The sequence below is a fragment of the Cupriavidus consociatus genome (genome assembly GCF_017814975.1).
Classification (GTDB): Bacteria; Pseudomonadota; Gammaproteobacteria; order Burkholderiales; family Burkholderiaceae; genus Cupriavidus; species Cupriavidus consociatus.
Genome location: NZ_JAGIQA010000012.1, coordinates 19,089 through 41,433, shown reverse-complemented (window position 1 = coordinate 41,433; position 22,345 = coordinate 19,089). Strand labels below are relative to the sequence as shown.

General features: G+C 67.5%; 24 protein-coding genes and 1 riboswitch. Of the genes, 10 read left to right on the top strand and 14 right to left on the bottom strand.

From position 1 onward, the window contains the following. Positions 1–13 precede the first annotated feature (13 nt). The 8 genes from queC to ybgC form a co-directional block, all read right to left on the bottom strand. The gene (gene queC / locus J8I82_RS17560) at positions 14–697 is read right to left on the bottom strand and encodes a 7-cyano-7-deazaguanine synthase QueC (protein WP_209759720.1); all 684 of its coding nucleotides are present in this window, start codon (positions 695–697) and stop codon (positions 14–16) included. A 126-nt stretch (positions 698–823) separates the two neighbouring features. Beyond that, on the bottom strand, positions 824–1,582 hold the full coding sequence (ybgF, locus tag J8I82_RS17555) for a tol-pal system protein YbgF (protein ID WP_209759718.1): 759 nt from the start codon (positions 1,580–1,582) through the stop codon (positions 824–826). An 18-nt stretch (positions 1,583–1,600) separates the two neighbouring features. Continuing rightward, complete coding sequence (pal, locus tag J8I82_RS17550) at positions 1,601–2,110, bottom strand: peptidoglycan-associated lipoprotein Pal (protein ID WP_209759716.1); 510 nt, start codon at positions 2,108–2,110, stop codon at positions 1,601–1,603. Positions 2,111–2,125: 15 nt separating this feature from the next. Next, on the bottom strand, positions 2,126–3,478 hold the full coding sequence (gene tolB / locus J8I82_RS17545; RefSeq protein ID WP_209759714.1) for a Tol-Pal system beta propeller repeat protein TolB: 1,353 nt from the start codon (positions 3,476–3,478) through the stop codon (positions 2,126–2,128). A gap of 206 nt (positions 3,479–3,684) precedes the next feature. Then, the gene (tolA, locus tag J8I82_RS17540; RefSeq protein WP_209759712.1) at positions 3,685–4,782 is read right to left on the bottom strand and encodes a cell envelope integrity protein TolA; all 1,098 of its coding nucleotides are present in this window, start codon (positions 4,780–4,782) and stop codon (positions 3,685–3,687) included. Between the two features lie 70 nt (positions 4,783–4,852). Beyond that, complete coding sequence (gene tolR / locus J8I82_RS17535) at positions 4,853–5,296, bottom strand: protein TolR (RefSeq protein ID WP_029045462.1); 444 nt, start codon at positions 5,294–5,296, stop codon at positions 4,853–4,855. Between the two features lie 64 nt (positions 5,297–5,360). Beyond that, positions 5,361–6,044: a protein TolQ gene (gene tolQ, locus J8I82_RS17530; protein WP_209759710.1), complete on the bottom strand. Its 684-nt coding sequence runs from the start codon at positions 6,042–6,044 to the stop codon at positions 5,361–5,363. Beyond that, complete coding sequence (gene ybgC, locus J8I82_RS17525) at positions 6,041–6,445, bottom strand: tol-pal system-associated acyl-CoA thioesterase (RefSeq protein ID WP_209759708.1); 405 nt, start codon at positions 6,443–6,445, stop codon at positions 6,041–6,043. Before ybgC ends, tolQ begins: the two co-directional genes overlap by 4 nt. Positions 6,446–6,599: 154 nt before the next feature. Then, a riboswitch (ZMP/ZTP riboswitch) is annotated at positions 6,600–6,701 on the top strand. Between the two features lie 133 nt (positions 6,702–6,834). On the opposite strand from ybgC, the gene glyA reads away from it, so the two are divergent. Further along, a complete protein-coding gene (glyA, locus tag J8I82_RS17520; RefSeq protein WP_209759706.1) occupies positions 6,835–8,082 on the top strand; it encodes a serine hydroxymethyltransferase in 1,248 nt (415 codons plus the stop codon). A gap of 157 nt (positions 8,083–8,239) precedes the next feature. Continuing rightward, positions 8,240–8,704: a transcriptional regulator NrdR gene (gene nrdR / locus J8I82_RS17515; RefSeq protein ID WP_133092423.1), complete on the top strand. Its 465-nt coding sequence runs from the start codon at positions 8,240–8,242 to the stop codon at positions 8,702–8,704. Between the two features lie 16 nt (positions 8,705–8,720). Here nrdR and J8I82_RS17510 read toward each other — a convergent pair whose 3' ends face one another. Genes J8I82_RS17510 through J8I82_RS17485 form a run of 6 tightly spaced genes read right to left on the bottom strand, consistent with a single transcriptional unit; the run spans position 8,721 to position 15,334 of the window. Next, entirely contained in the window at positions 8,721–9,188 is a 468-nt protein-coding gene (locus J8I82_RS17510; protein ID WP_209759704.1) for a type IV pilin protein, read from the bottom strand. Next, positions 9,185–12,781: a pilus assembly protein gene (locus tag J8I82_RS17505; protein WP_209759702.1), complete on the bottom strand. Its 3,597-nt coding sequence runs from the start codon at positions 12,779–12,781 to the stop codon at positions 9,185–9,187. The genes J8I82_RS17510 and J8I82_RS17505 overlap by 4 nt, the downstream gene beginning before the upstream one ends. After that, a complete protein-coding gene (locus J8I82_RS17500) occupies positions 12,778–13,392 on the bottom strand; it encodes a pilus assembly PilX family protein (protein WP_209759701.1) in 615 nt (204 codons plus the stop codon). The genes J8I82_RS17505 and J8I82_RS17500 overlap by 4 nt, the downstream gene beginning before the upstream one ends. 12 nt (positions 13,393–13,404) lie before the next feature. Then, on the bottom strand, positions 13,405–14,229 hold the full coding sequence (locus tag J8I82_RS17495; RefSeq protein ID WP_209759699.1) for a PilW family protein: 825 nt from the start codon (positions 14,227–14,229) through the stop codon (positions 13,405–13,407). Continuing rightward, positions 14,202–14,792, bottom strand: coding sequence for a type IV pilus modification protein PilV (pilV, locus tag J8I82_RS17490; RefSeq protein ID WP_209759697.1), 591 nt, complete (start codon positions 14,790–14,792; stop codon positions 14,202–14,204). The genes J8I82_RS17495 and pilV overlap by 28 nt, the downstream gene beginning before the upstream one ends. Further along, positions 14,783–15,334, bottom strand: a complete 552-nt coding sequence (locus J8I82_RS17485; protein ID WP_209759695.1) for a GspH/FimT family pseudopilin — start codon at positions 15,332–15,334, stop codon at positions 14,783–14,785. Before J8I82_RS17485 ends, pilV begins: the two co-directional genes overlap by 10 nt. A 607-nt stretch (positions 15,335–15,941) precedes the next feature. Between J8I82_RS17485 and J8I82_RS17480 the strand changes: the two genes are divergently transcribed. The 8 genes from J8I82_RS17480 to J8I82_RS17445 all read left to right on the top strand — a co-directional run bounded on the left by J8I82_RS17480 (position 15,942) and on the right by J8I82_RS17445 (position 22,231). After that, complete coding sequence (locus tag J8I82_RS17480; protein WP_209759693.1) at positions 15,942–16,154, top strand: hypothetical protein; 213 nt, start codon at positions 15,942–15,944, stop codon at positions 16,152–16,154. Beyond that, positions 16,151–17,053 (top strand): PilW family protein, encoded by a 903-nt coding sequence (locus J8I82_RS17475; RefSeq protein WP_245179858.1) that lies wholly within the window; start codon positions 16,151–16,153, stop codon positions 17,051–17,053. The genes J8I82_RS17480 and J8I82_RS17475 overlap by 4 nt, the downstream gene beginning before the upstream one ends. Next, positions 17,047–17,622, top strand: a complete 576-nt coding sequence (locus J8I82_RS17470) for a pilus assembly protein (RefSeq protein ID WP_209759691.1) — start codon at positions 17,047–17,049, stop codon at positions 17,620–17,622. Before J8I82_RS17475 ends, J8I82_RS17470 begins: the two co-directional genes overlap by 7 nt. Beyond that, positions 17,619–19,424, top strand: a complete 1,806-nt coding sequence (locus tag J8I82_RS17465; protein ID WP_209759689.1) for a pilus assembly protein — start codon at positions 17,619–17,621, stop codon at positions 19,422–19,424. Before J8I82_RS17470 ends, J8I82_RS17465 begins: the two co-directional genes overlap by 4 nt. Beyond that, positions 19,421–19,855, top strand: coding sequence for a type IV pilin protein (locus tag J8I82_RS17460; protein WP_245179856.1), 435 nt, complete (start codon positions 19,421–19,423; stop codon positions 19,853–19,855). Before J8I82_RS17465 ends, J8I82_RS17460 begins: the two co-directional genes overlap by 4 nt. Before the next feature lies 1 nt (position 19,856). After that, positions 19,857–20,393 (top strand): GspH/FimT family pseudopilin, encoded by a 537-nt coding sequence (locus J8I82_RS17455; protein ID WP_209759685.1) that lies wholly within the window; start codon positions 19,857–19,859, stop codon positions 20,391–20,393. A gap of 63 nt (positions 20,394–20,456) precedes the next feature. Next, complete coding sequence (gene ribD, locus J8I82_RS17450) at positions 20,457–21,572, top strand: bifunctional diaminohydroxyphosphoribosylaminopyrimidine deaminase/5-amino-6-(5-phosphoribosylamino)uracil reductase RibD (RefSeq protein ID WP_209759683.1); 1,116 nt, start codon at positions 20,457–20,459, stop codon at positions 21,570–21,572. A 38-nt stretch (positions 21,573–21,610) separates the two neighbouring features. Further along, complete coding sequence (locus J8I82_RS17445; RefSeq protein WP_209759681.1) at positions 21,611–22,231, top strand: riboflavin synthase; 621 nt, start codon at positions 21,611–21,613, stop codon at positions 22,229–22,231. Positions 22,232–22,345 lie beyond the last annotated feature (114 nt).

The window sequence follows — 22,345 nt, the reverse complement described above, 5'->3', positions numbered from 1 at the left end:
TCGGTTCGAAAGTTCAGGCGGCGCCCTGGTATCGGGTCGGGTCGGGCACGCCGGCGGCCTCGAAGCCGGCGCGGCGGATGCGGCACGAGTCGCACACGCCGCAGGCGCGGCCGTCGTCGTCGGCCTGGTAGCACGACACCGTCAGGCTGTAGTCCACGCCCAGGCCGATGCCGGCGCAGATGATCTCGGCCTTGGTCATGTCGATGATGGGCGCGTGCACGCGGAAGCGGTCGCCCTCGACGCCCGCCTTGGTGGCGAGGTTGGCCAGGGTTTCGTAGGCGGTGACGTACTCAGGCCGGCAATCGGGATAGCCAGAGTAGTCCACCGCATTGGCGCCGAAGAAAAGGTCGCGCCCGCCCACGGCCTCGGCCCAGCCGAGTGCCAGCGACAGCATGATGGTGTTGCGCGCCGGCACATAGGTGACGGGAATGCCTCCGGTGGCGCCGTCGGTGGGCACTTCCAGCGTGTCGTCGGTCAGCGCCGAACCGCCGAAGCGGCGCAGGTCGAGGTCGACGATTTCGTGGCGGCTGGCGCCCAGCGCCGCGGCCACGCGCTTCGCGGCCTCCAGTTCAGAAGAATGGCGCTGGCCATAGCGCATCGACAGCGCATAGGTCTCGAAACCCTGGGCGCGGGCCATGGCAAGTACGGTGGCGGAGTCGAGTCCGCCGGAAAGCAGGACGATGGCGCGTTTGGTCATGGTGCGGGGGCGCGTCGGGGGCGGCGCGCAAGAACATTCAGGCGAATCACATATTCTAGCGCGACAAACGAAAAAGGCCCGCCGAAGCGAGCCTTGCAGCAGCAGGCGGCGCGCCGCCGCCGACGCTTACTTCAGCGTCTTCAGCCGGTTGCTCGCCGCCTGCGCGCCTTCGGTGCCCGGATACTTGGCCACCACCTGCTCCAGCGTCTTGCGCGCGGCCGCCTTCTGGCCGGACTCGAGCTGGTTGTTGGCAATGGCGATCATCGCGTCCGGCACCTTGGGATGCGTCGGGTTGGCGTTGACCATGTTCTGCAGCACGAAGGTGGACCCCTTGTAGTCACGCTGCGCATACAGCGAGTTGCCGAGCCAGTACTGCGCCAGCGGCAGGTACGGGCTCTGCGGGTACTTCTTCACGAACGACGAGAATGAACTCCCGGCGCTCTTGAAGTCGCCCGCCTGGAACTGCTTGAGCGCAGCATCGTATTCGGGCTTTTCGCCCGGCTGCGACACGCCTTCGCGGCCCTCGACCGTGACCTGTTGCGGCTCGAATTTCTTCAGGCGCGCATCGAGGTCGGCGTAGTAGTCCTTCTGCTGCTTCTGCAGCGTGTCCACCGTGTTCTGCAGCACTTCGTTCTGGCCGCGCAGTCGCGCCACTTCCTGGCGCATGCCTTCGAGCTGGTTCTGCATGTCGAGCGTGGTGCGGCTGTTCTGCTCGATGCGCTGCGTGGCGGTCGCCTGGAAACCATTGAACTGGTCGCGCAGGCCGATGACCGCCTTGCGTGCCTCGTCATCGTCGAACACACCGGCATGCGCCTGCGTGAGCGGCAGCATGCCGCCGCCGGCGACGGCGGCAAGCCACAACAGGGTGGATACGCGTGCTTTCATGGAGGGTCAGTCCGCAGATCAGTAGTTGATGTCCGCGCGGCGGTTTTCCGCCCACGAGGCTTCATCGTGGCCGGTGGCCTTGGGCTTTTCCTTGCCCAGGCTCACGGCTTCCATCTGGCCGTCGGGCACGCCCATCGAGGCCAGCGAACGGCGCACGGCTTCGGCGCGCTTCTGGCCCAGCGCCAGGTTGTACTCACTGGTGCCACGCTCGTCGGTGTTGCCCTGGATCAGGATCTTGCGGCCCTTGTTGCCGCCCAGGTACTTGGCGTGCTCGGTCAGCATGCCCTGGTAGTCGGACTTGACCGTGTAGCTGTCGAAGTCGAAGTACACGCTGCGCTTGGCCAGCGGGCTGTTCGGGTCGTTCAGCGGATCGGCGGCGGTCACCGGCGTGACGGCACGCGGGTCAGCACCCGTGCCGGCCTTGCCGGCGCCGGCGTTGGCGGTGTCGTCCAGCTTGACGCCGGAGCTGCAGGCACCCAGGGCCAGCAGTGCGGCGACGGCAAGGGCTTTGCTCATCAGTTGGGGCATAGTGAATGACTCCTGTTATTGCATGAAAGGACCCCAGGACGGCTCGCGAACATCGCCGGACTGGAGGGACAGAACCTGCCGGGTACGCCCGTCAGTGGACACCGCCGCCAGCACCGCGCGACCGCCCACGCGGGTGGCATAGAGAATGTACTTGCCGTTGGCGGCAAAGCTCGGGGCTTCGTCGTTGGCCGTATCCGTCAGCGACGTCACGTCGCCGTTGCTCAGGTCCTGCAGTTGCAGCTTGAAGCCGCCCGCGCGCGAGATGTATGCCAGGTACTTGCCGTCCGGCGAGATGCGCGGGCTCACGTTGTAGCTGCCCTTGAAGGTGACACGTTGCGCACCGCCGGCTTCTTCGCCGCCGGCGGGCATGCGATAGACCTGCGGCGCACCGCCGCGGTCGCTGGTGAAGTAGATGCTGCGGCCATCGGGCGAGTACTGCGGCTCGGTGTCGATGGCGCTGCTGCGCGACAGGCGGCGGATGCCAGAACCGTCGGCGTTCACCTGGTAGATCTGGGTATTGCCGTCGCGCGACAGCGCCAGCGCCAGGCGCTGGCCGTCAGGCGACCACGACGGCGCGCTGTTGTTGCCCTTCTGGTTCGACACCAGCGTGCGCTTGCCGCTGGCCAGGTCGTGCACGTACACCACCGGCTTCTTGGCTTCGAACGAGACATAGGCCACGCGGCGGCCGTCCGGCGACCACGACGGCGAAATGATCGGCTCGTTGCTGCTCAGCGCAACCTGCGAGTTCTGGCCGTCCGAGTCCGAGATCAGCAGCTGGTACTTGCCGCCCACCTTGGACACGTACGACAGGCGCGTGGCAAACACGCCGCGCTCGCCCAGCAGCTTTTCATAGATGTAGTCGGCGATCTTGTGCGCGGTCACGCGCAGCTGGCCCTGGTTGACGGTGAAGGCCAGCCCGCCCAGGCTCTGGCCCTTGACCGTGTCGTACAGGCGGAAACGCACCTCGTACTGGCCGCCGCCGGCCGGGGTCACGCTGCCGGCGACGAAGGCGTCGGCGCCGCGCGACTTCCAGCTGCCCAGGTCGACATTGGCGGATTCCGCCACCGTGGCGCCGCCCGGGTCGACATTGCGCAGGCGGCCGCTGCGCGCCAGGTCGGCGCGAATGATCGCGGTCAGGTTCTGCGGGGCCTGGGCCTCGCCCTGGAAATTGGCGGTGGCGACCGGGATCTGGCTGGAGCCGACCCCGGAGATTTCAACGTTGAGCTGCGCGTGCGCGGCGCCGGCGGCCACGGTCAGCGCGGCGGCCAGCCACGCCATCAGCGCGCGGCGTCCCGCCCGGCGGGCGGCTCGTTGGTTTGCATGTTGCCGCCTCTCGGACAGCCAGTTGGGGGCCCAAAGCTTTCGCATGCTGCTCCTCAGTCGATTTCAAGATTCGTCGGGCACGGCAGGAATCAGGCAGACGGCAACACGGGCAGGACCGCGCATGGCGCATCCCCGTTGTGCGTGCGGTCTGCACACTGCCGGCTGCGTCAGGCAACCTGCCATCGTAGCGATGGGACTGAAAGCCGGCGATGAAGGTTGCATTATGTTGCAAATCATGGCGTGCCGGTCACTCAGTCCTTCGGCCGGAAGGTGATGGTAAAGCTGGCCGGCGCCTTGCCGTCCTCGTCGCGCGGCAGCGGGTCGGAACGTTCGACCGCGCGCAGCACGGCGTTGTCCCACGACGAATTGCCGCTGGACTTGGACAGCCGCGCCGACATCAGCGAGCCGTCAGGCGCCAGTCGCACCGATACCACCGCGCTCGGGTTGCCCGGCACGTCTTCCGTGAACACGATGTTCGGCTTCACCCGGCGGCGCACGCGGTCGGCATAACCTGGCGACGCCTTGCCGCCACCCCCGGCGCCCGCGCCGGTCGTGCTGCCCACGCCACCGCCACCGGCGCCGCCGCCGGCCAGCGCCTGCAGGCGCGCCAGCTCGCTCTTGCGCTGTGCATTGGCAGCCGCCTCCGACTGCGCCTTGGCCTTGGCATCGGCCTGTGCCTTGGCCTTGGCCTCGGCCTGGGCCTTCGCCTTGGCGTCGGCCTGCGCCCTGGCCTTGGCGTCTGCGGCTTCCTTGCGTTCGCGCTCGGCCTGTTCCTTGCGATCCTGCTCCTGCTGTGCGGCTTTTTTCTTCGCGTCTTCCTTGCGCTGCGCTTCCTTGCGTTCGGCTTCCTTGCGTTCGGCTTCCTTGCGTTCGGCTTCCTTGCGTTCAGCCTCTTTGCGCTCGGCTTCCTTGCGCGCCGCGTCCTTGCGAGCCTCTTCCTTCCGGGCCTCTTCCTTGCGCGCCTCTTCCTTGCGCACGGCCTCCTTGCGGGCGGTTTCCTTGCGCTCGGCTTCCTCGCGCGCGGCAGCCTCGGCCTGGCGCTTCTTCTTTTCGAGCGCGATGTCGGCGTCTTCCTCGACCTTGCTCTTCACCTGCGGCGCCGGCGGCGCGGGCACGGGGCGCGGCTGCACCACCGGCTCGGGTTCGCGCGGCGGCGGTGGCGGCGCGGTGGCGGCGGGGATCTCTTCCCACAGCTCGGCCTCGGCGCCGACCGGCGTGCTGCTCTGCCAGTGCACGCCGTAATACAGCACGATGCCCAGCAGCAGGTGCATGACGAGCGCGAGCACGAAGGAACGCATGGTTCCCCGCTCTTTCACCGGCTGGTAGGGATAGGCGGCGACGGTATTCATCGGGCGCAACGGCAATCGCAATGGCTGTCAGTCGGGCGCATCAATGCGGCTTCAATACGGGTTCAACGCGTCAGGAAGTCTTGGACTTGACCATCAGGCCCACGCGCTTGATGCCGTCGGCCTTCAGGACCGACATGACATCGAGCACGGCTTCGTACTTCACCGAACGGTCGGCGGCGATCACCACCGGCTGGTCCGGGTTCTCGTTCTGGCGCTGGTGCACGAAATCGAGCAGGCCCTGCTTGTCGAGCTTGCGCTCGAAGGCATTGCCGGCGTTGTCCTTGCCGCGCGCGGTCAGGTCGCCATTCTCGTGCACAGTGACGACGATCGGCGGCGCCTTCTGCTGCGGCGTGGCGTTGGCCACGGTGGGCAAGTCCACAGTGGCGGGGCTCACGATCGGCGCTGCCACCATGAAGATGACCAGCAGCACGAGCATGACGTCGATATAAGGCACGACGTTGATGTCGGCGCTTGCCCGGCGGCGCGAACCGCCGCGGCGCTGAATGGCTGCCATTGCAGGACTCCTGGAAACGACTGGAGCCCGGGCCGGTCACCCGGACTGCCTGTCTTGGATTCGGTTAGCGGGTCTGCCGTTGCAGGATGTTCAGGAACTCTTCCATGAAGCTTTCGAAACGGATCGCGAGGCGGTCGATTTCGGTGGCGTAGCGGTTATAGGCGATCACCGCCGGGATCGCCGCGAACAGGCCGATCGCGGTGGCCACCAGCGCTTCGGCAATGCCGGGAGCTACCGATGCCAGCGTGGCCTGCTGGACATTCGACAGGCCGCGGAACGCGTTCATGATCCCCCACACCGTGCCGAACAGGCCGATGTACGGGCTGACCGAGCCCACCGAGGCCAGGAACGGCAGGTGCGACTCGAGCACATCCATCTCACGCTGGTAGGCGGCGCGCATGGCACGGCGGGCGGCGTCGAGCAGCGCACCGGAATCGTTGCCGCGCTCGCGCGCCTTCAGGAACTCGCCCATGCCGGATTCGAAGATCCGCTCGAGCGCGCCAGTGTTGTGACGGTTGTTGACGGCGCTGTTATAAAGCGCCTGCAGGTCGCCGCCAGCCCAGAAGTCGCGCTCGAACCCCTCGGTCTGGGTGCGCGCCGAGCGCAGCGCGAGGTGCTTGCGGAAGATATAGGTCCACGAAAACAGCGACATGACGAGCAACAGCACCATGACGGCCTGTGCCAGCAGGCTGGCGTGGAGCACCAGCGTTACGATCGACATGTCTTGCGTGACGGTCACGGGATTCATCGGGCGGACTTGATGGTAGCTAGGACGGGGGCGGGAATTGGAGCGGGACGGAAAGTGCTTCGATCGACACACCCGACGCGGATGGCGCCAGATGCAAGCATCAGTTCGTCACGCCAGGCTTTCTGCGTGAACTGGACCGAGGCCGGGCCGACCCGGTCGATACGCGTGCGGATCTCGAGCTGGTCGTCGAGGCGGGCGGGCGCATTGTAGTCCACCGCCGTGCTACGGACGATAAAGACCACGCCGGCTTCGTCGGCCAGCGCCTGCTGCTCGATACCGAGCGAACGCAGCCACTCGGTGCGGGCCCGTTCGAAGAACTTGAGGTAGTTGGCGTAGAAGACTACGCCGCCCGCGTCGGTGTCTTCCCAGTACACCCGCAGGGTCCAGACAAAGTTTGTCATGGCCGCGATTGTAACGGAGAGAGAATGCGGTTTCGTGTAAACCCGCAGTACGAGTTTGCAACAGCAAGTTGCTGGCCAGCCCTTGACCAGCCTTGGCTGGCGGGTTGACGGCTTGCGGCGGGCGCACTCTACGCGCTACACTGCGCGCAACCATTCCATCTTGCGCGACTGGCGAAGTCAGTGGGCACTACCACGAGGAAGCGCAAGTTCTCTGGCGTGTTGTTTCACACGCCTGCCGCTCGCCTGGGCAGCGAATGGGAAGCAGGGTGCGCCCTGCGCCGACGGCTGCAAAGTGCCGCCAGCGCCGGTCGCCGCTAGCCTTCCCCGCGCGCCCTAACCGATGCTCCCGATGCTTGAATCGGATTCCCTTTTTTCAGACGAGTCTCGCCATGTTCGAACGCAGCCGTTTCACGATCGACCAGATCGACCCTGAGGTCTTTGCCGCCATCCAGAAGGAAAACCAGCGCCAGGAAGACCACATCGAGCTGATCGCCTCCGAAAACTACACCTCGCCGGCCGTGATGGCCGCGCAGGGTTCGCAACTGACCAACAAGTACGCCGAGGGCTATCCCGGCAAGCGCTACTACGGTGGCTGCGAATTTGTCGACATGGTCGAGCAGCTGGCCATCGACCGCGTCAAGCAGCTGTTCGGCGCCGAGGCCGCCAACGTGCAGCCCAACTCGGGCTCGCAGGCCAACCAGGGCGTGTACTTCGCCATGCTCAAGCCGGGCGACACCATCATGGGCATGAGCCTGGCCGAAGGCGGCCACCTGACCCACGGCATGGCGCTGAACATGAGCGGCAAGTGGTTCAACGTGGTCAGCTACGGCCTGAACGCGCAGGAAGACATCGACTACGACGCGCTGGAAAAGCTCGCGCAAGAGAAGAAGCCCAAGCTGATCATCGCCGGCGCCTCCGCCTTCGCGCTGCGCATCGACTTCGAGCGCATCGGCCGCGTCGCCAAGTCGATCGGTGCCTATTTCATGGTCGACATGGCCCACTATGCCGGCCTGATCGCCGCGGGCGTCTACCCGAACCCGGTGCCGCACGCCGACTTCGTCACCACCACCACGCACAAGAGCCTGCGCGGCCCGCGCGGCGGCGTGATCCTGATGAAGGCCGAGCATGAGAAGGCCATCAACTCGGCGATCTTCCCCGGCATCCAGGGCGGCCCGCTGATGCACGTGATCGCCGGCAAGGCGGTGGCGTTCAAGGAAGCGCTGACCCCCGAGTTCAAGGAATACCAGCAGCAAGTGGTGAAGAACGCCGCCGTGCTGGCCGAGACCCTGATCGCGCGCGGCCTGCGCATCGTCTCGGGCCGCACCGAAAGCCACGTGATGCTGGTCGACCTGCGCGCCAAGCACATCACCGGCAAGGACGCCGAGCGCATCCTGGGCGAGGCGCACATCACCGTCAACAAGAACGCCATTCCGAACGATCCGGAAAAGCCGTTCGTGACCTCGGGCATCCGCCTGGGCTCGCCGGCCATGACCACGCGCGGCTTCAAGGAAGAAGAAGCCCGCATCGTCGGCAACCTGATCGCCGACGTGCTGGAGAACCCGCACGACGCCGCCAACATCGCCAGCGTGCGCGAGCAGGTGGCTGCCCTGACCAAGCGTTTCCCGGTCTACGGCTGATGCTTCCGGGCCACCCGCGAGGGTGGCCGGCAGCCCCGCAAGCCGTGCCCTGCCACATGAAGCAGGCGGTCCGGCTTGCGGGCCTCGCCAACCCGCCCCGCCTCCGCGGTACACCCACCCGGAACAAGCGGCGGAATTCAACTGAAGGTGGTCCGGCATGAAATGCCCCTTTTGCGGTCATTCCAATACCCAGGTGCTCGACACGCGCATGTCGGAAGACGGCGATGCCGTGCGCCGGCGCCGGCGCTGCGAGTCCTGCGACCGCCGCTTCACCACCTATGAGCGGATCGAGCTGTTCTTTCCCGCCATCGTCAAGAAAAACGGTTCGCGCGTCGACTACGCGCGCGCCAAGCTGAAGGATTCGATGCGCCTGGCGTTGCGCAAGCGCCCGGTTTCGGCCGAGGCCATCGATGAAGCCATCACCCGCATCGAGGAAAGACTGCTGTCGCTGGGCGAGAAGGAAATCCCCAGCAGCCAGGTCGGCGAGCTGGTGATGCGCGAGCTGCGCAAGCTCGACAAGATCGCGTATATCCGCTTTGCGTCGGTGTACCGGAGTTTCGAGGATGTTTCCGAGTTCTCCGATGTGCTCGCCGAAGTGACCGCGGGCAACAGCAAGCGCTGAGCGCCCTGCCCTACCGTCAACGTTCCCAGCAGTCCTGCAAATACGCGGCGGGATTCGCCCCGACCGCGTTCAGCCGCGTGCCGGCCTGGTCCAGCAGGTAGGTGCCACAGGCATCCGCCGCATCGACCGGCACGGCCTGCAGCACATAGCCGTTCGCCGTCAGCGAATTGGCCACCAGCGAGAGGTTGTAGCGCACCCGGTTGCTGTCGCGCGGCGAAGTGCGGAACGCCGCCGGCAAGGCGAACGCCGCCCCGGCGCTGTCCTGGTCGTAGCGGCCATTGACCGAGCGGAAGCGCTCCAGCTGCTGCGCCGCCTCGGTCATCATGCCGCGCGCATCGGTACGGTAGCCGCGCCGCACGTGCTCGGTGTAGTTGGGGATGGCGATGGCGACGAGGATGCCGAGGATCGATACCGCGACCATCAGCTCGATCAGCGTCATGCCGCCAGTGGTCGGCACGCGGCGGCGGCTATGGAACCCGTTCATTGGGAGATCTGCCTCCATGACAGCCGGTTGCGGGCGATATTGCCCTTTTCCACCACGCTGATGACATCGCCGGTAGTGGCGCTGGCGACCTTGAGGTGGTCGCTGCCGCCACCACCGCCCCCCGTAAAGATGGTCGAGCCGAAGTTGCCCTGCTGCGCGATGCCCGATACCACCAGCAGCTTGTCGTTGACCTTCATGTTGTCGTCGCCGTCGACCTTGCCGTCGCCGTTGACATCGAGCACCGGGTACGGCAGCGCGGCGCCGGTCAGCGCGGCAAAGTCGAGCAGGTTGGAACTGATGCCGCCGACGCACTCGTCGGTCGATGGCGTCAGCGTGGTGACGACCAGCCGTTCCGCGTCCGTCTTCGGCTTGACCACCACGCGCTCGCCCTGCGTCAGCAGGTCGATGTACCAGCCGCGCCGCGTGGTGTAGTCGACCGTATTGCTGCTGAGGGTTAGCACCGGACGCGACACCCCATCCACGACCGTCGAACCCTGGGTCAGTGTCTGCGCGCGCAGGTCGCTACGCGTTGCCGCGGCGGTATTGTTGTCCCACACGCCGTAGACCGAGTTGTAGCCGGTGGCCGCGGTATCGGCGGCATCATAAAAGCGGCCGGTGCCGAAGGTCAGCAGGAAGCCTTTGTGCGGATCCCTGGGATTGACCAGCGCGGTCGGCGCGGCAGTGATCGGCTGGGCCACGCCCGCCGCGCTTTGCGCGGTGAACAGCGGCGCGCCCTGCGTGGTGCCCATGCGGGCGCTCCACGCCGCCGGGTTGTCGCCGGAGAGATCGAATTTCCACAACCGGCCTTTCAGGTCGCCGGCATAGACCGCCTGGATGGTGAGGTTGTCGTCGTAGACCACTTCCGGACTGCCCAGTCCGTTGTTGTTGCCGCTGGCGGCGGTCTCCTTCGCATCGGCGTAGATCTTCCGGATGCCATTGCTGCCAAAGGGGTTGGCCAGGTCGACGATATACAAGACCGCCTTGCCGGTGCTGCTCTCGTAGCCGTTGCCGAAGATCGCCACCCATTTGCCGTTGTTGACGCGGCCGATCACCGGCGTGCCGATGGTGTAGCCCAGGTCGTTGTCGGCGGCGATCTCCCACATGACCTTTTTCTCGTCGAAGGTCGACGGGTCGGTCACGTCGAGCGCGAACATGCCCTTGCCGCCGGCGCCCATGCCCCCGACCAGCACCGTGCGCCAGCTGGCCGTGCTTTCCGTGCCGCGCCGGATGAATACGTCGCCGGCGGCTGGCGTGGCATCGACAAGGAAGCGGTGGACGTATTCCGGCGAGGCCAGCGCCTTGACCGAATTGGTGCCGACGATCGCCTGGTTGGGCAGGTAGGCAAACTTCTCCACGCCGGTCAGCGCGTCGAAGCCATGCAGCATGCCGTCGTTGGCGCCCACATAGATCATCGCGCGGCGGTTGGTGCGGTTGTTGGCGAGGAAGGCGAAATAGCTGCTGCCGCCGTCTCCGTTCAGGTAGTCATAGCCGGCATCCGCTGCCTTCACGTAGATCGGCGAGGAATTGACGATGTCGCCCAGCACGTTGGACACCGAACCGCCGGCGCCGTTGTCGGTCACGCGGTCGCGGTACTTGCCGCCATTGCGCTTTTCCAGCGTGGTGTCGCCGCGCAGGTAGGCGACGATGGCCTTGTCGCCGCCCAGCGCGGTCTTCTGCGCGGTGGTCAGCGAGGCGTCGCTGTCGCTGGTCCACTGGAATGGCTTGCCGGCCGGGGCGGTACCCGCCGACCACGTATAGATCTTGCGCGATGCCGCAGCCGGCATCTTCTGGTAGGCATTCCAGTTAAGGGCGGTGAAGGCGCGGTCCGTGGCGTTATAGCTTTGCGACAGCAGTTCGCCAGTCCATGCTCCGGAGCGGAAGCGCGTCAGGAACAGCGCGGTGTCGGTGTTCAGCGTGGTCGAATTGGTCGCCGCCGACGAGGACGAGCCGCTGCGCGAGGCGATCTGCGTCAGCGCGTTGTTCAGCGCCGCGGCAAGCCCGGCGGCATCGCCCGCGCTGTAGTTGTCGGCGCGCGTGTTGACCGCGGCATGCCAGAGGTCGTCGATCTTGTTCTGGTCGCTGCCGGACGGCCTGGGCCAGCTGATGGTGCCTCCCTTCAGCTTGGCCAGGATGGCGTCGAGCACGTCGCTGCGCGTGGCATTGGTGTTGGCCGGCTTGTTGGCCGGGTCGGACTCGAGAGAGCCCTTCACGCCAAGCCCCAGCGTAAAGGTGACCAGGTGCTGCCAGAAGGCTTCGTCGCGCGAGTTGGTGGGGACGCGGTTTTCAGCGGTGCGCAGGTCATTGACCCAGTACTTCATCGCGACGTCGGCAAGGGAATTGGAATAGCCATCCTTGTAGGGCGCGGCCGGCTGGTACTGGTAGGCCGTTCCCGAAACCGGCGAAATCTTCGAGCCCTTGGTGCTGTCCACATCGCCAACCGAGGTGCTGTCGCTGTAATAGCCGTCGGTGGAGAGGATGTGGTAGCTGGCGCGGCAGGCGCTCTCCCTGGTGCCGCCCGGCTCGACCCACGGCTGGGCGTTGTTCTGGAAATACTTGCCCACGGTGTCCATGCCGCCCAGCAGCGGCGTGCCATTGGCGCCGAGGTCGAGGCTGTAGAAGTCCTGGTAGAACTGCGTCTTGTTGGCGGTGTTGAACGGCGCCACTGCGCGTCGGATGCCGGTATAGCTGGACGAGCCGGAGCGGGTATTGTCATTGATGGTGGTGAAGCCGACGCGGATCGCTTCGTTCTGCCCCGCGAAGGCCTGGCCTACCGCGGCGCGCATGGCCAGGATGCGCGAGCGGTAATACTGGAACCAGTTGGCGAAGTTCTGGATTTCTTCGTCATAGGTGCAGATCGCCGATGCTGCGCAGTCAATGCGCTTGCCGTTATGCGGAAACGTCGACCCGGACCGGATCTCATAGCGCTTGAAGCATTTCAGGCTCGACGTGCTGCCGTTGCAGCCGCTGAGCGTACTGTCGTACCGATAATAGATGGCCGGATAGAACGTTACCCGTTTTTCGCTGAAGCCCTTGCCATCGTCATCCAGCCAGTACGCCTTGACGGTGTTGTCGGCGGTCAGGTCGATCGAGCCGTTGTTTGGCAGCATCGGGTTGTACCAGGCCTGCTTTGGCGACGCCTTGGCCAGCTTGCCGGAAGGATCGAACCAAGCGCCGTAGGTGACGTCCGGGTTGTAGTACGACACATTCAGTGCCGCGGTCCGGTAGCGTGCTGCCGCCAGCGAGGTGCTGCTGAAATTGACGACCGACGCGCTGGCGTCCTTGTAGTAGGTGCCGTCGGTCGAATAGACCTGGCCGCCGGAGGGCAACGGAAAGGTGTAGATCAGCCAGTTGCCGCGGTCGGGCGTCAGGTCCCAGCTGGATTCGGTGCCGTTTGGCGACAGGCTTTCCGGCGTGATCTCGAACATCATCGAGCCGGAATCGTCGAGCGTGAACATCACGTTGGGCGCCACCGAGGTGCTGAAGATCAGCGGCTGCTGCGACACCGCCGCACCGCCGGCGGCCGGCAACAGCGCGATCGCGACCGCCATCGTCGCTGCGACGCCCTGGCGAAGCCTCCTGTTGAAGCCTGTCATTGCCGTACCTCCGACTGGAGCGTGACCTGCGTGCCGGGATTGATGCCGGTGCCCAGCGCTGTCACCCGGTAATGGATATTGATCGGCATGCCGGTCTGTGGATTCCTGACCTTGGATGGCTTGCGGATCTCTTCGATAAAGCAGCGCGGCGCCGCGGCGGCTTCGCGCAGCGTGACGCCTTCGCTGGCGGGAATGACGATCACGTTGGTGTTGGGCTCGGCGTTCACGCCGGTATCCCAGTTGGACGGCACCTCCCAGAACTGGCGGCCGCCGGCATCGAGATAGCCCAGCTTGAGCTGGCCGCTGCTGTCGACCGGCGGCCTGGCTGCGCTGACGATCGCGCTCATGTCCTTGCGGTACATGCGGTTGAACAGCGCGGCCGGCTGCCCGGTGATCACCACCGCTTCGCAAAAGCGCAGCCCCAGCTCCGCCGCCTGGAACGCGACCTGATGGTCGCGGTTGTTGCCCGCGAGGCGTTCGTCGAACAGGCTGCCGCGCATGCTCCATACGGTCAGCAGCGACACCACCGCGAGGATCACCAGCGCGACCACCAGCACCACGCCGCGCGCGCGGCGCCTGCGCAGCGGCGGCCTGCTCCCTTGTCTGCCCATGCGCTGGCTCATCTATCCCACCCGGTTGCGCAGTGCGAAGCTGCTGGTAAAGCGCCGGCGCAGGCGGCCGTCGGCAATGTTCTGCACGTTGTCGGCACAGTCGCGGTAAGTCGTGGCGACATCCGCGTTGACCGGGCTGGGATCCGCCACCAGCAGGCATACTCGAACGCTGACCACGCGGCTCCAGTCGGCCGCCGCCAGCGCGCTGGCCGGCTGGTATTGCGTGACGTTGGCGGAGTCGGCGTCCTGCGCCACGCCGTAGCTCAGCTGCAGGTCCTGGACGTTCTCCAGGATCGGCTCGGCCCGCGACGCGGCCATGGTCGCGCCATCCGAGCCGCGGCACATCAGCGTGTTGCCGGTCACGTAGAAGGCGTTTTCGGCGATGCCACGTGCCACCGGGACGGCGCGTCCGTTGCAGTCGGTGGCGCTGGCCAGCGAGCCGTCGATGCGCTGGTAGCGCACCGTGATCGCATCGGCATTGGCGGTCGCGGGTGCCACGCACGCGCCCGTGCCGACATCGGCAAGTCCGCCTTCGCAACCAAGCACGGGCGCGCCATCGAACGTGACCGGACGCGCGCTCAGCAGCGAAAGGTCAACGCGGCCAAGCCCGGCCAATCGCAACTGGTCGCCGATGACCGACAGGGCCCAGCGTGCGCCGTCATCGGCGCTGCGCAAGCCTTCCTGCGTGCGCGTGCTGCGCTGCGTGGTCAGGTACAACGCGGTGATCGACCCCAGCAGCAGCAGGCTGAGCACCAGCGCAATCATGATTTCCACCAGCGAGCGTCCGCGGCTCGCGATGCGGCGCCGGATCAGGGCCGGAGCGTGACAGTCGCGCATGTGACTCCCCTGGGGTCAAACCCGGCCAGCGTGGCGAAATAAGCGTTGGCCGCCGCGGAGCAATCCACGGCGGCAAGGTTCGATGCGGGATCCTTCCAGTACAGCTCCAGCCGGTAGCTGACAAAGCCCGCTGGCACCGTACCGGCCGGTGCCGCGACCGCGGGCGAAGTCCATGCCGCGACGCCAGCGCCGGGCAGTTGCGCCGACAGCGCTCGCCACCATTGCGAGACGTCCCAGGCGGCATACTCCGCCCCATTGCACGCGACCCGGCTGCAGTCCTTCGCGGGCGCGACGGGAGGCTGCACCGCCAGGGCATCCAGGTAGGCGTTGGAGCCTTCGGGCACGCCTTCGGCCAGCCCGGACGCATTGGCGCGGATGCGCTCGGACAGGTCGGTGGCGGCGTCGACGATGGTGTAGCGCACGCTGGCCCCGGAGCGGTAGCGCAGCGACGCCGCCTGTAGCGACATCATGCCGATCAGGACGATCGCGACCAGCACCATGGTGATCAGCACCTCGATCAGGGTTGCGCCGCGCTGGCGCACGGCAGACCGGCTCAACTGCATGCCGCCGTCCTCTGGTCGACGCGCCCGGCATGCGACACGCAGATATTCAGCACGCGCTCATCCGATCCGGACGGCGCCACGCGCAAGGCCAGCGCGCCATCGGCCGCCAGGAAGCCGCGCGCACTGACCTGGATCGCCTGCACCGGCGCCGCCAGCAGCACCGACAAGCCGCCATTGCCGGCATCGCGCATGCGGATGATCTCTTCGCCGGCCGCACGTACCTGGTCGTTGTTGGTGTCCTGGAACAGGATCCAGCGGCCGCCCCAGTCAGCCTGCGCATCCTGCGCGCAGACGGTGCTGGTCGCCGTGGTCGCCCGGCAGATCGTCACCGGCACGTTGCGGCGAATCGCTTCGCTTCGCGCCAGCGAGAACAGGCCCGCCACCTCGGCTGCCGCCGCATCGGCGCGCGCGCGCTCGAGGAAACGCTGGAACGATGGCATGGCGATCGAAGTCGTGATCGCGATCAGCGCGATCACGACCATCAGTTCGATCAGCGTAAAGCCGGACGAAGGGCGCGGGCGCGCCACGTGTGGAGCGCGCACGCCATCGATGCCCGCGCGGTACAAGCGGGCAAACGGCGAGCGCCTTCCACACCCGGCTGCGCGGGTGCGAATGGGACTGCCCATCTCAGCGCAGCCGGCTGACTGGCAAGCCTTGCTGCCAAGCTCGTGGAACGACCCTGCTCATGATGACCCCCGGAAAATTCCGCTCTGGCGAGGGTGCCTCTCTGCGGAAGCACGCCATTGCCACACCCGACTGCGTTCTTTTGATTTTGTCAGCCTGCCATGGCGGCAGGCCTGAGCCGGAAGACAGTGGATCAAATTCCGGCCGAAGCGATACCCCGCCATAGTGGGGAATTCAATATGAGGTGTCAATAGCACTTGGCAAGGAGATGATTCTCATTTGTCGCTGGCGGACAACGCTGGGATGGATGGCCGGCGACCGGTTCTCCGTGGTCTTACCAATTTTTGCGCATTCATATCGGGCGTCTACAAACCGCATTGCGGCGGCGGGATACGGTGGAGGTCCCGAAACGCCCTGACGCCGCGCGCCATGCATCCTCCCTTCGCCCTGCCCTGCCGCCTCCATCGTTACCTACCTCATTGCTTTCCTCGTTGCCTGTCTGGTTGCTTTCCTCTACTTCGCACCGTGCGCGGCTACATCCTGTTCGAATCGCTCTGCGGACTCGCGCTCTTCACCGCCGGCCTGGCTTCGCTCGTGATCCTGGGGCCGACGGGACTCGGCTGGCAGCGAGCGCTGGACCAGGCTAGCCTTGACACGCGCAGCACGGCAGAGTTGGCCGAACTGGCGCCATGGCCGGCCGGATTACCGCTGAACCGCGTCGGCGCGGGGCTGCCATGAGAACGCTTCCGATGCGCCGCAAGGGCCTCGGCTTTTCGTTGACCGAAGCCATGGTCGGCCTGGCGCTCGGGCTGATCGTCGCCGCCGTCGCCACGGCAGCATGGCAGGTGGCACTGTCCGCCTATCGCAGCGCGGCGGAGCGCGTACTGCTGGAAGAGCGCGGCCAGCGCGCGCTCGCCATCCTGGCTGCGCTGCTGCGCCAGTCCGGCTGGCATGCCGGCCCGCTCGGCGCATCAGCACCGCCCGCCGTCAGCGGCGCCGACGACTGCGGGCAGCCAGGCATCGCCGAGGTGCCGACGTGCACCCGCCACGGCGTCGCGCACAGCGATGTCCTGCTGGTGCGGTTCAGCGGCCAGGGGCAGCCCGGCGATCCGAGCCAGCCTGACGAGACGATGATCGATTGCAGCGGGTATCCGCTGGCGGCACAGATGGCTGGGGCCGACAGCGCCACGGATTTTGTCGCGGCAAACATGCTCTATATTGCCGCCGCCACGGACGGCGAGCCGCAACTGCTGTGCCGCTACCCGTCCCGCCGCAATGGCCAGGTCGACGGACAGGGCTGGACTTCGGGGGCACTGCTCCGCGGCGTCGCATCGATGCAACTGCGCTTCGGGGTAGACATGGACGGCGACCGCCAGCCCGATGCGTTCCTGCCTGCCGCACGGGTCCAGGCCATGGGAGCGCACGCATGGCATCGCGTGCTGGCGGTGCAGATCGCGCTTGCGCTCCAGGGCGAGCAGCGCGGCGTTCCCCGTGATGCTGCCGTGACGGCGCGCGCTGACGATGCACTGGCCGACCTGCAGGCAGCACCGGTCGACACGCACCGCGCCAACCGGCGCGTGTTCGCCACGACGGTCCGCCTGCGCAACGCCCCGCGCTGCGAGGAGACGCTATGCTGAGGCCGCACGCCATGACGCAGGCCGGCGGCATCACGCTGCTGTTCGCGGCAACGATGCTGCTGCTGGTCGCCGCCACCGCGGCGGCCATGCTGCAAATGCTTCTGGCAGGCCGGCAACTGGCGCTCGCCGGCCGCGATCGCGAGATGGCGTTCCGGGCTGCAGAAGCCGCCCTGCTCGAGGCGGAGGAGGAACTGCTCGCCGCCGCCGGCGGAAGTGACGACCGCTTCGGCCAGTGGCCAGCCCCTGGCGAATGCGGCCGCGGCGCGCAGGCAGCGCTGTGCAACACTGCGCATGCACGCACGCCAGTATGGCAGCCGTGGCTTAATGGCCTCGCTGCCGACCTGGAGATTGGCGTGCCGGCAAGCGGCATTGCCGTCGTGCCGGAAGCCGCCTTGCCGCCAGCTTTTGCAGGTTCGTACACGGCGCCGCGCTACGTTGCCGAGCTGCTCGACGACGGCCCCATGCTCGACGAAGGCCGGCCGGCCTTGCCACGGCTGCGCATCACCGCCGTCGGCTTCGGCCGCTCGCCCGCGGTACGCGCCGTCGTACAGAGCATCGTGCAGCCATGAAAGTACGCGCCGCCCTACTTGCCTGCGTGCTCGCGCTGCTGCCTGTCCTGGCGGTTGCGGCGGGCACCGGCAGCGCTGCCGGCCAGCTCCCGCTCGCCTACCAGATCGGATCCGGAGCAAAACCCTGGACTGGCCGGTTGCGCGCAGTCGGCTGGCAAGCCTCGCTCGCCGGCACCGGCGATGATCGCCAGCCGGTGTCGGGCTTGTGGGAAGCGGGTGCCTTGCTGGATGCCAGGCAACCCGCATCGCGCAGCATCTACACCTCGCTGCCGGCCGCCCTGCTCCAGCCGGAGCGGCTGGTGGCACTCCAATGGCCCGACCTCGACGATTCCATGCGCGAGCGACTCGACATCCAGCAACTGGCCTGGCTGCGCGGCGACAATGCCGATCCCGCACTGCGCCCGCGCGAGACGCGACTGGCCAGCGCGCGTGGCGCGCGCGTACTGGTGGTCGCGCCACCGGCGTGGCAGCCGGGAAAGCCTGGCCATGCTTCCTTCCGCGTGCGCCATGCACAGCGGCCACATATGGCATGGCTCGGCACCGTCGATGGCCAGCTGCACGGCTTCAATGCCGTCACCGGCGAGGAGCTTGCCGTCTACCTGCCACGCACGCTGCTGCCGCTCGCCGCCGCCATGGTGGCGTCCACGGCACCGGTTGCGCCCAACCCCTGCCCCCGCCCGGAAAGCACCGACGCCGTCGTGGGCGGTGCCTGGCGCACGCTGGTGCTGTGCGCGTTCCGCGGCGGGCCGGAGGACATCGCCGGGGTGTTTGCATTGGACATCACAGAACCAGACGCCGCGCCACCATTGCGGTTGCTGTGGGAACAGGCGGCCACGCCGGCGTTGCCACTTGCCGGCATCGGGCCGGTTCGCGCGGCCGCGCTGGGCGACGGCCAGACGCGGCGCTGGCATGCCATCGCACTGCTGGCGCCGCCGGCGGAACCCGGGCTCGCGCTGCTGCCGCTCGACACGCCGGCGTCCTCATGGCGCATGCTGCACGTGGCCACTCAAGGCTGCGACGGCAAGCCATCGACGGCCGCGCTGCGCGCCGTGACTGTGGCAATGGCGTTTGACGGCACTGCGCTGGCCGCGTACGCCACGGATGCTGACGGCCAGCTGTGGCGTTTTGCGCTGGGCGATGTTTTGCGGCAGCAGTCCGCGCCGCCGGCCACCTGTCTGTACCGCCTGCGCGGCGGGGCCGGCTTCGCCGAGCCGGCCCCGCCGGTGGTGCTGGGTACGCCGGCGCAACCACTGGTGGTCTATGCGGCCGGCAACGAACTGGCCGCCATAGCCGAGGGCAACCATGCCGCCAGCCAGCCGGCCAGCATCGAAGTGCGCGCTCAAGGCGCCGGTTTTGTCCTCCAGGTCGCACCAGGCCAGGGCCCTTCGGCGCAAACGGCGGGTTGGCACCTCGTCCTGCCCGATGCCAATGAACAGGTCGAGCGCATCAGCCTGGCCTCGCCGGGCTACCTCGTCTTCATGACACGGCTGCCGGACGGCAGGCAGCGGACCTACCTGGTGCTGGGTGCCACGGGCGAGTCAGTCGGCCGCAACACGGACGGCGCGCCGATGCTTCCCTTCGTCACCGGGCAAATCAGCGAAGACTCGCCGATCCTCACTCGTGAGGCCCTGCCGGGAATGACACCCCAGGCCGGCAGTGCCGGCCGCGAGGTGCATGAACTGGCGCTATGGGCAGTGGAGAACGGCGTGACAACGCGCCTTGCGCACGTGGTAGCAAGCCGTCGCACAGGCCGGCTGGCATGGCGCGAACTGGCGGGCCCGGCGAAGGAGACCGCACCATGAGTCCGCGCGGCTTCTCCCTGATCGAGCTGATGGCCGTGGTGGTGATCGCCGCGCTGCTGGCCGCGCTTGCCGTGCCCGCCTGGCACGAGCATCTCCGGCGCGGCTGGCGCGCCCAGGCGCGCGCCGAACTGGCCTCGGCCTTGCTGGAGCTGGAACGGCACGCCGCAGCAACCATGAGCTTCGCCAGGCAGCCCGGAGACGACACCGTGGCGGGCGACTGGCCGCGCCCGGTGCCCGCGACTGGCCAGGCACGCCATGTCATGTCGGCAACGCCCTGCCCGGCGGCAAGCCTGGATGCGTGCGTCGAACTGCGCGCCACGCCGCGCCAGCCCGACCGCCAGTGCGGCGTGCTGATCCTGCGCAGCACCGGCCAGTGGCTGTCGTGGCCCGAGAACGCCGACCGGCCCGGACCGTTGCCGGCGGATTGCTGAGATGCCGCGCGTTCCTCGCTGCCCCGGCATGAGCCTGGCCGAGCTGCTGGCCTGCCTCGCCATCCTGGCGGTGCTGGCCGCCATGGCCTTTCCATCCTTCAGCGCACTGCTGGCGCGCCAGGCGGTGGACCAGGCCGCCGATCGGCTTGCCGCCTCGCTGGCGCTGGCGCGCTCCACTGCGATGGCCCGCCGCATCGAAGTGACGCTGCAGCCCCTGGACGGGCAGCCCGGCCTGGACCACGGCTGGCAACTGCTGGCCGGACCCGGCCCGGATACGACACCGCTGGCGGTGGTCGAGTCCGCGGTGTCCTGCCTGCGCGTGGCGCTGCGGCAGACCGGCCGTGACAGCCATACGGTGCGATTCACAGCTGTGGGATACTCTCGGTCTGAACAAGGCGGCTTCCAGACCGCCACCTTCGCGCTTAGCTGCCGCGGGGCGCAGCGCCAGGTGCGCCTTGGCGCCCAGGGCCGCATCCGGCTCTGCACGCCGGGCCGCGACAGCGATTGCGATGCGGCGGACGGCCCCGAGCCGCCGTAACCCTGGAACCCCGGACAGACTCTCCTCCCATCCACAGCAAACCGGCCACGAGCTACAGGCGCCATGTTTTCCGATACCGACCACGCCGCCATGCAACAGGCCCTCGCGCTCGCGGCGCGGGGCATGTTCACCACCACGCCCAATCCGCGCGTCGGCTGCGTGCTGGTCAAGGACGGCCAGGTCATCGGCCAGGGCTACACCCAGCCGGCCGGACAGGACCATGCCGAAATCCAGGCGATGAAAGACGCGCTGTCGCGCGGGCTGGATCCGGACGGCGCCACCGCCTACGTCACGCTCGAGCCGTGCAGCCACTTCGGCCGTACGCCGCCATGCGCCGATGCGCTGGTGCGCGCGGGGGTGGCGCGGGTGGTGGCGGCCATGGAAGATCCCAACCCCTCGGTCTCCGGACGCGGCCTGCAGCGGCTGCGCGATGCCGGCATCGACGTGCGCTGCGGCCTGCTGGAAAAGGAAGCGCGCGATCTCAACATTGGCTTCGTGTCGCGCATGACGCGCGGGCTGCCGTGGGTGCGGGTCAAGGTGGCGGCGTCGATGGACGGCGGCACCGCGCTGCATGACGGCACCAGCCAGTGGATCACCGGCCAGGCGGCGCGCGACGACGGCCATGCCTGGCGCGCGCGCGCCTGCGCGATCCTGACCGGCATCGGCACGGTCCGCGATGACGACCCGGCGCTGACCGTGCGCGCCCTCGCCACTCCGCGGCAGCCGCAGCGGGTCCTGGTCGATTCGCGACTGGAAGTGCCGCTCGACGCAAAGATCCTGGCCCCGGACGCCGGCGAATTCGCCAAGCCCGTGCTGGTGTTCTGCGCCGTGGAAAACCCCGAACGCCAGAGGGCGCTGGTAGCGCGCGGCGCCGAAGTCGTGGTCCTGCCCAACCCGCACGGCAAGGTCGAGCTGCCCCGGATGCTGCAGGAGCTCGGCCGGCGCGGCATCAACGAATTGCACGTCGAAGCGGGCTTCAAGCTCAACGGCTCGCTGGTGCGCGAACACTGCGCCGACGAGCTGCTGATCTACCTGGCGCCCAAACTGCTCGGCGACGCGCAGGGCATGTTCAACCTGCCGCCGCTGGCGCGGCTGCAGGATGCCGCGCAATTCCGCTGGCATGAAATCCGGCAGATCGGCGACGACCTGCGGCTGATCGCGCGCCGCAACGACGCCTGACCGGCAAACCCAGATTGACCAAGACAGAAGACACCACCATGTTCACAGGCATTGTCGCGGCCGTCGGCCGCATCGAAACCGTAACCCCGCTGGGTGCCGCCGATGCCGGCGTGCGCCTGCATATCGCCGCCGGCGGCCTGGACCTGTCCGATGTGATCATCGGCGACAGCATTGCGATCCAGGGCGCGTGCATGACGGTGATCGCCATGGGCGCTGACAGCTTCGACGTCGAGGTCTCGCGCGAGTCGCTCGACAAGACCGTCGGCCTGGAGCTCGCCGGCCGCGTCAACCTGGAGAAGGCGCTGCGGCTGGCCGATCGTCTCGGCGGCCACCTGGTCTCGGGGCACGTCGACGGGCTGGGCGAAGTGATGCATTTCGCGCCCGTCGGTGAATCGCACGAACTGCGCATCCGCGCGCCGCGCGAGCTGGCCCGCTACCTGGCCTACAAGGGCTCGGTGGTGGTCAACGGCGTCTCGCTGACGGTCAACCGCGTCAGCGACGAAGCCGACGGCTGCGTGTTCTCGATCAACCTGATCCCGCACACGGTCGAGGTCACAACGCTGCAGGAACTCAAGCCCGGCGCCCGCGTGAACCTGGAAATCGACCTGATCGCGCGCTACGTGGAGCGGATGCTGTCAGCCGCTGACGCCGCCAAGTAGGCCCGCGCCGCCGCGGCACTTTCCCGTGGCGCGGCCGCCCGCACCGCCTGCCTTGGCGTACAATAGCGGGCTTGACTGGGCATCCTGCCGGGCGTATATGCCCTGGCGGGCCCG

What these genes read in the sequence shown, in the direction of transcription:
- pal (WP_209759716.1), bottom strand. Translation starts at nt 2,110, where the DNA reads ATGCCCCAACTGATGAGCAAAGCCCTTGCCGTCGCCGCACTGCTGGCC.
- J8I82_RS17445 (WP_209759681.1), top strand. Translation starts at nt 21,611, where the DNA reads ATGTTCACAGGCATTGTCGCGGCCGTCGGCCGCATCGAAACCGTAACC.
- J8I82_RS17455 (WP_209759685.1), top strand. Translation starts at nt 19,857, where the DNA reads ATGCCGCGCGTTCCTCGCTGCCCCGGCATGAGCCTGGCCGAGCTGCTG.
- ybgF (WP_209759718.1), bottom strand. Translation starts at nt 1,582, where the DNA reads ATGAAAGCACGCGTATCCACCCTGTTGTGGCTTGCCGCCGTCGCCGGC.
- J8I82_RS17510 (WP_209759704.1), bottom strand. Translation starts at nt 9,188, where the DNA reads ATGAACGGGTTCCATAGCCGCCGCCGCGTGCCGACCACTGGCGGCATG.
- pilV (WP_209759697.1), bottom strand. Translation starts at nt 14,792, where the DNA reads ATGCAGTTGAGCCGGTCTGCCGTGCGCCAGCGCGGCGCAACCCTGATC.
- tolR (WP_029045462.1), bottom strand. Translation starts at nt 5,296, where the DNA reads ATGGCAGCCATTCAGCGCCGCGGCGGTTCGCGCCGCCGGGCAAGCGCC.
- J8I82_RS17500 (WP_209759701.1), bottom strand. Translation starts at nt 13,392, where the DNA reads ATGGGCAGACAAGGGAGCAGGCCGCCGCTGCGCAGGCGCCGCGCGCGC.
- queC (WP_209759720.1), bottom strand. Translation starts at nt 697, where the DNA reads ATGACCAAACGCGCCATCGTCCTGCTTTCCGGCGGACTCGACTCCGCC.
- J8I82_RS17465 (WP_209759689.1), top strand. Translation starts at nt 17,619, where the DNA reads ATGAAAGTACGCGCCGCCCTACTTGCCTGCGTGCTCGCGCTGCTGCCT.
- tolQ (WP_209759710.1), bottom strand. Translation starts at nt 6,044, where the DNA reads ATGAATCCCGTGACCGTCACGCAAGACATGTCGATCGTAACGCTGGTG.
- ybgC (WP_209759708.1), bottom strand. Translation starts at nt 6,445, where the DNA reads ATGACAAACTTTGTCTGGACCCTGCGGGTGTACTGGGAAGACACCGAC.
- J8I82_RS17505 (WP_209759702.1), bottom strand. Translation starts at nt 12,781, where the DNA reads ATGACAGGCTTCAACAGGAGGCTTCGCCAGGGCGTCGCAGCGACGATG.
- J8I82_RS17460 (WP_245179856.1), top strand. Translation starts at nt 19,421, where the DNA reads ATGAGTCCGCGCGGCTTCTCCCTGATCGAGCTGATGGCCGTGGTGGTG.
- J8I82_RS17475 (WP_245179858.1), top strand. Translation starts at nt 16,151, where the DNA reads ATGAGAACGCTTCCGATGCGCCGCAAGGGCCTCGGCTTTTCGTTGACC.
- ribD (WP_209759683.1), top strand. Translation starts at nt 20,457, where the DNA reads ATGTTTTCCGATACCGACCACGCCGCCATGCAACAGGCCCTCGCGCTC.
- J8I82_RS17495 (WP_209759699.1), bottom strand. Translation starts at nt 14,229, where the DNA reads ATGCGCGACTGTCACGCTCCGGCCCTGATCCGGCGCCGCATCGCGAGC.
- tolA (WP_209759712.1), bottom strand. Translation starts at nt 4,782, where the DNA reads ATGAATACCGTCGCCGCCTATCCCTACCAGCCGGTGAAAGAGCGGGGA.
- tolB (WP_209759714.1), bottom strand. Translation starts at nt 3,478, where the DNA reads ATGCGAAAGCTTTGGGCCCCCAACTGGCTGTCCGAGAGGCGGCAACAT.
- J8I82_RS17470 (WP_209759691.1), top strand. Translation starts at nt 17,047, where the DNA reads ATGCTGAGGCCGCACGCCATGACGCAGGCCGGCGGCATCACGCTGCTG.
- nrdR (WP_133092423.1), top strand. Translation starts at nt 8,240, where the DNA reads ATGAAATGCCCCTTTTGCGGTCATTCCAATACCCAGGTGCTCGACACG.
- glyA (WP_209759706.1), top strand. Translation starts at nt 6,835, where the DNA reads ATGTTCGAACGCAGCCGTTTCACGATCGACCAGATCGACCCTGAGGTC.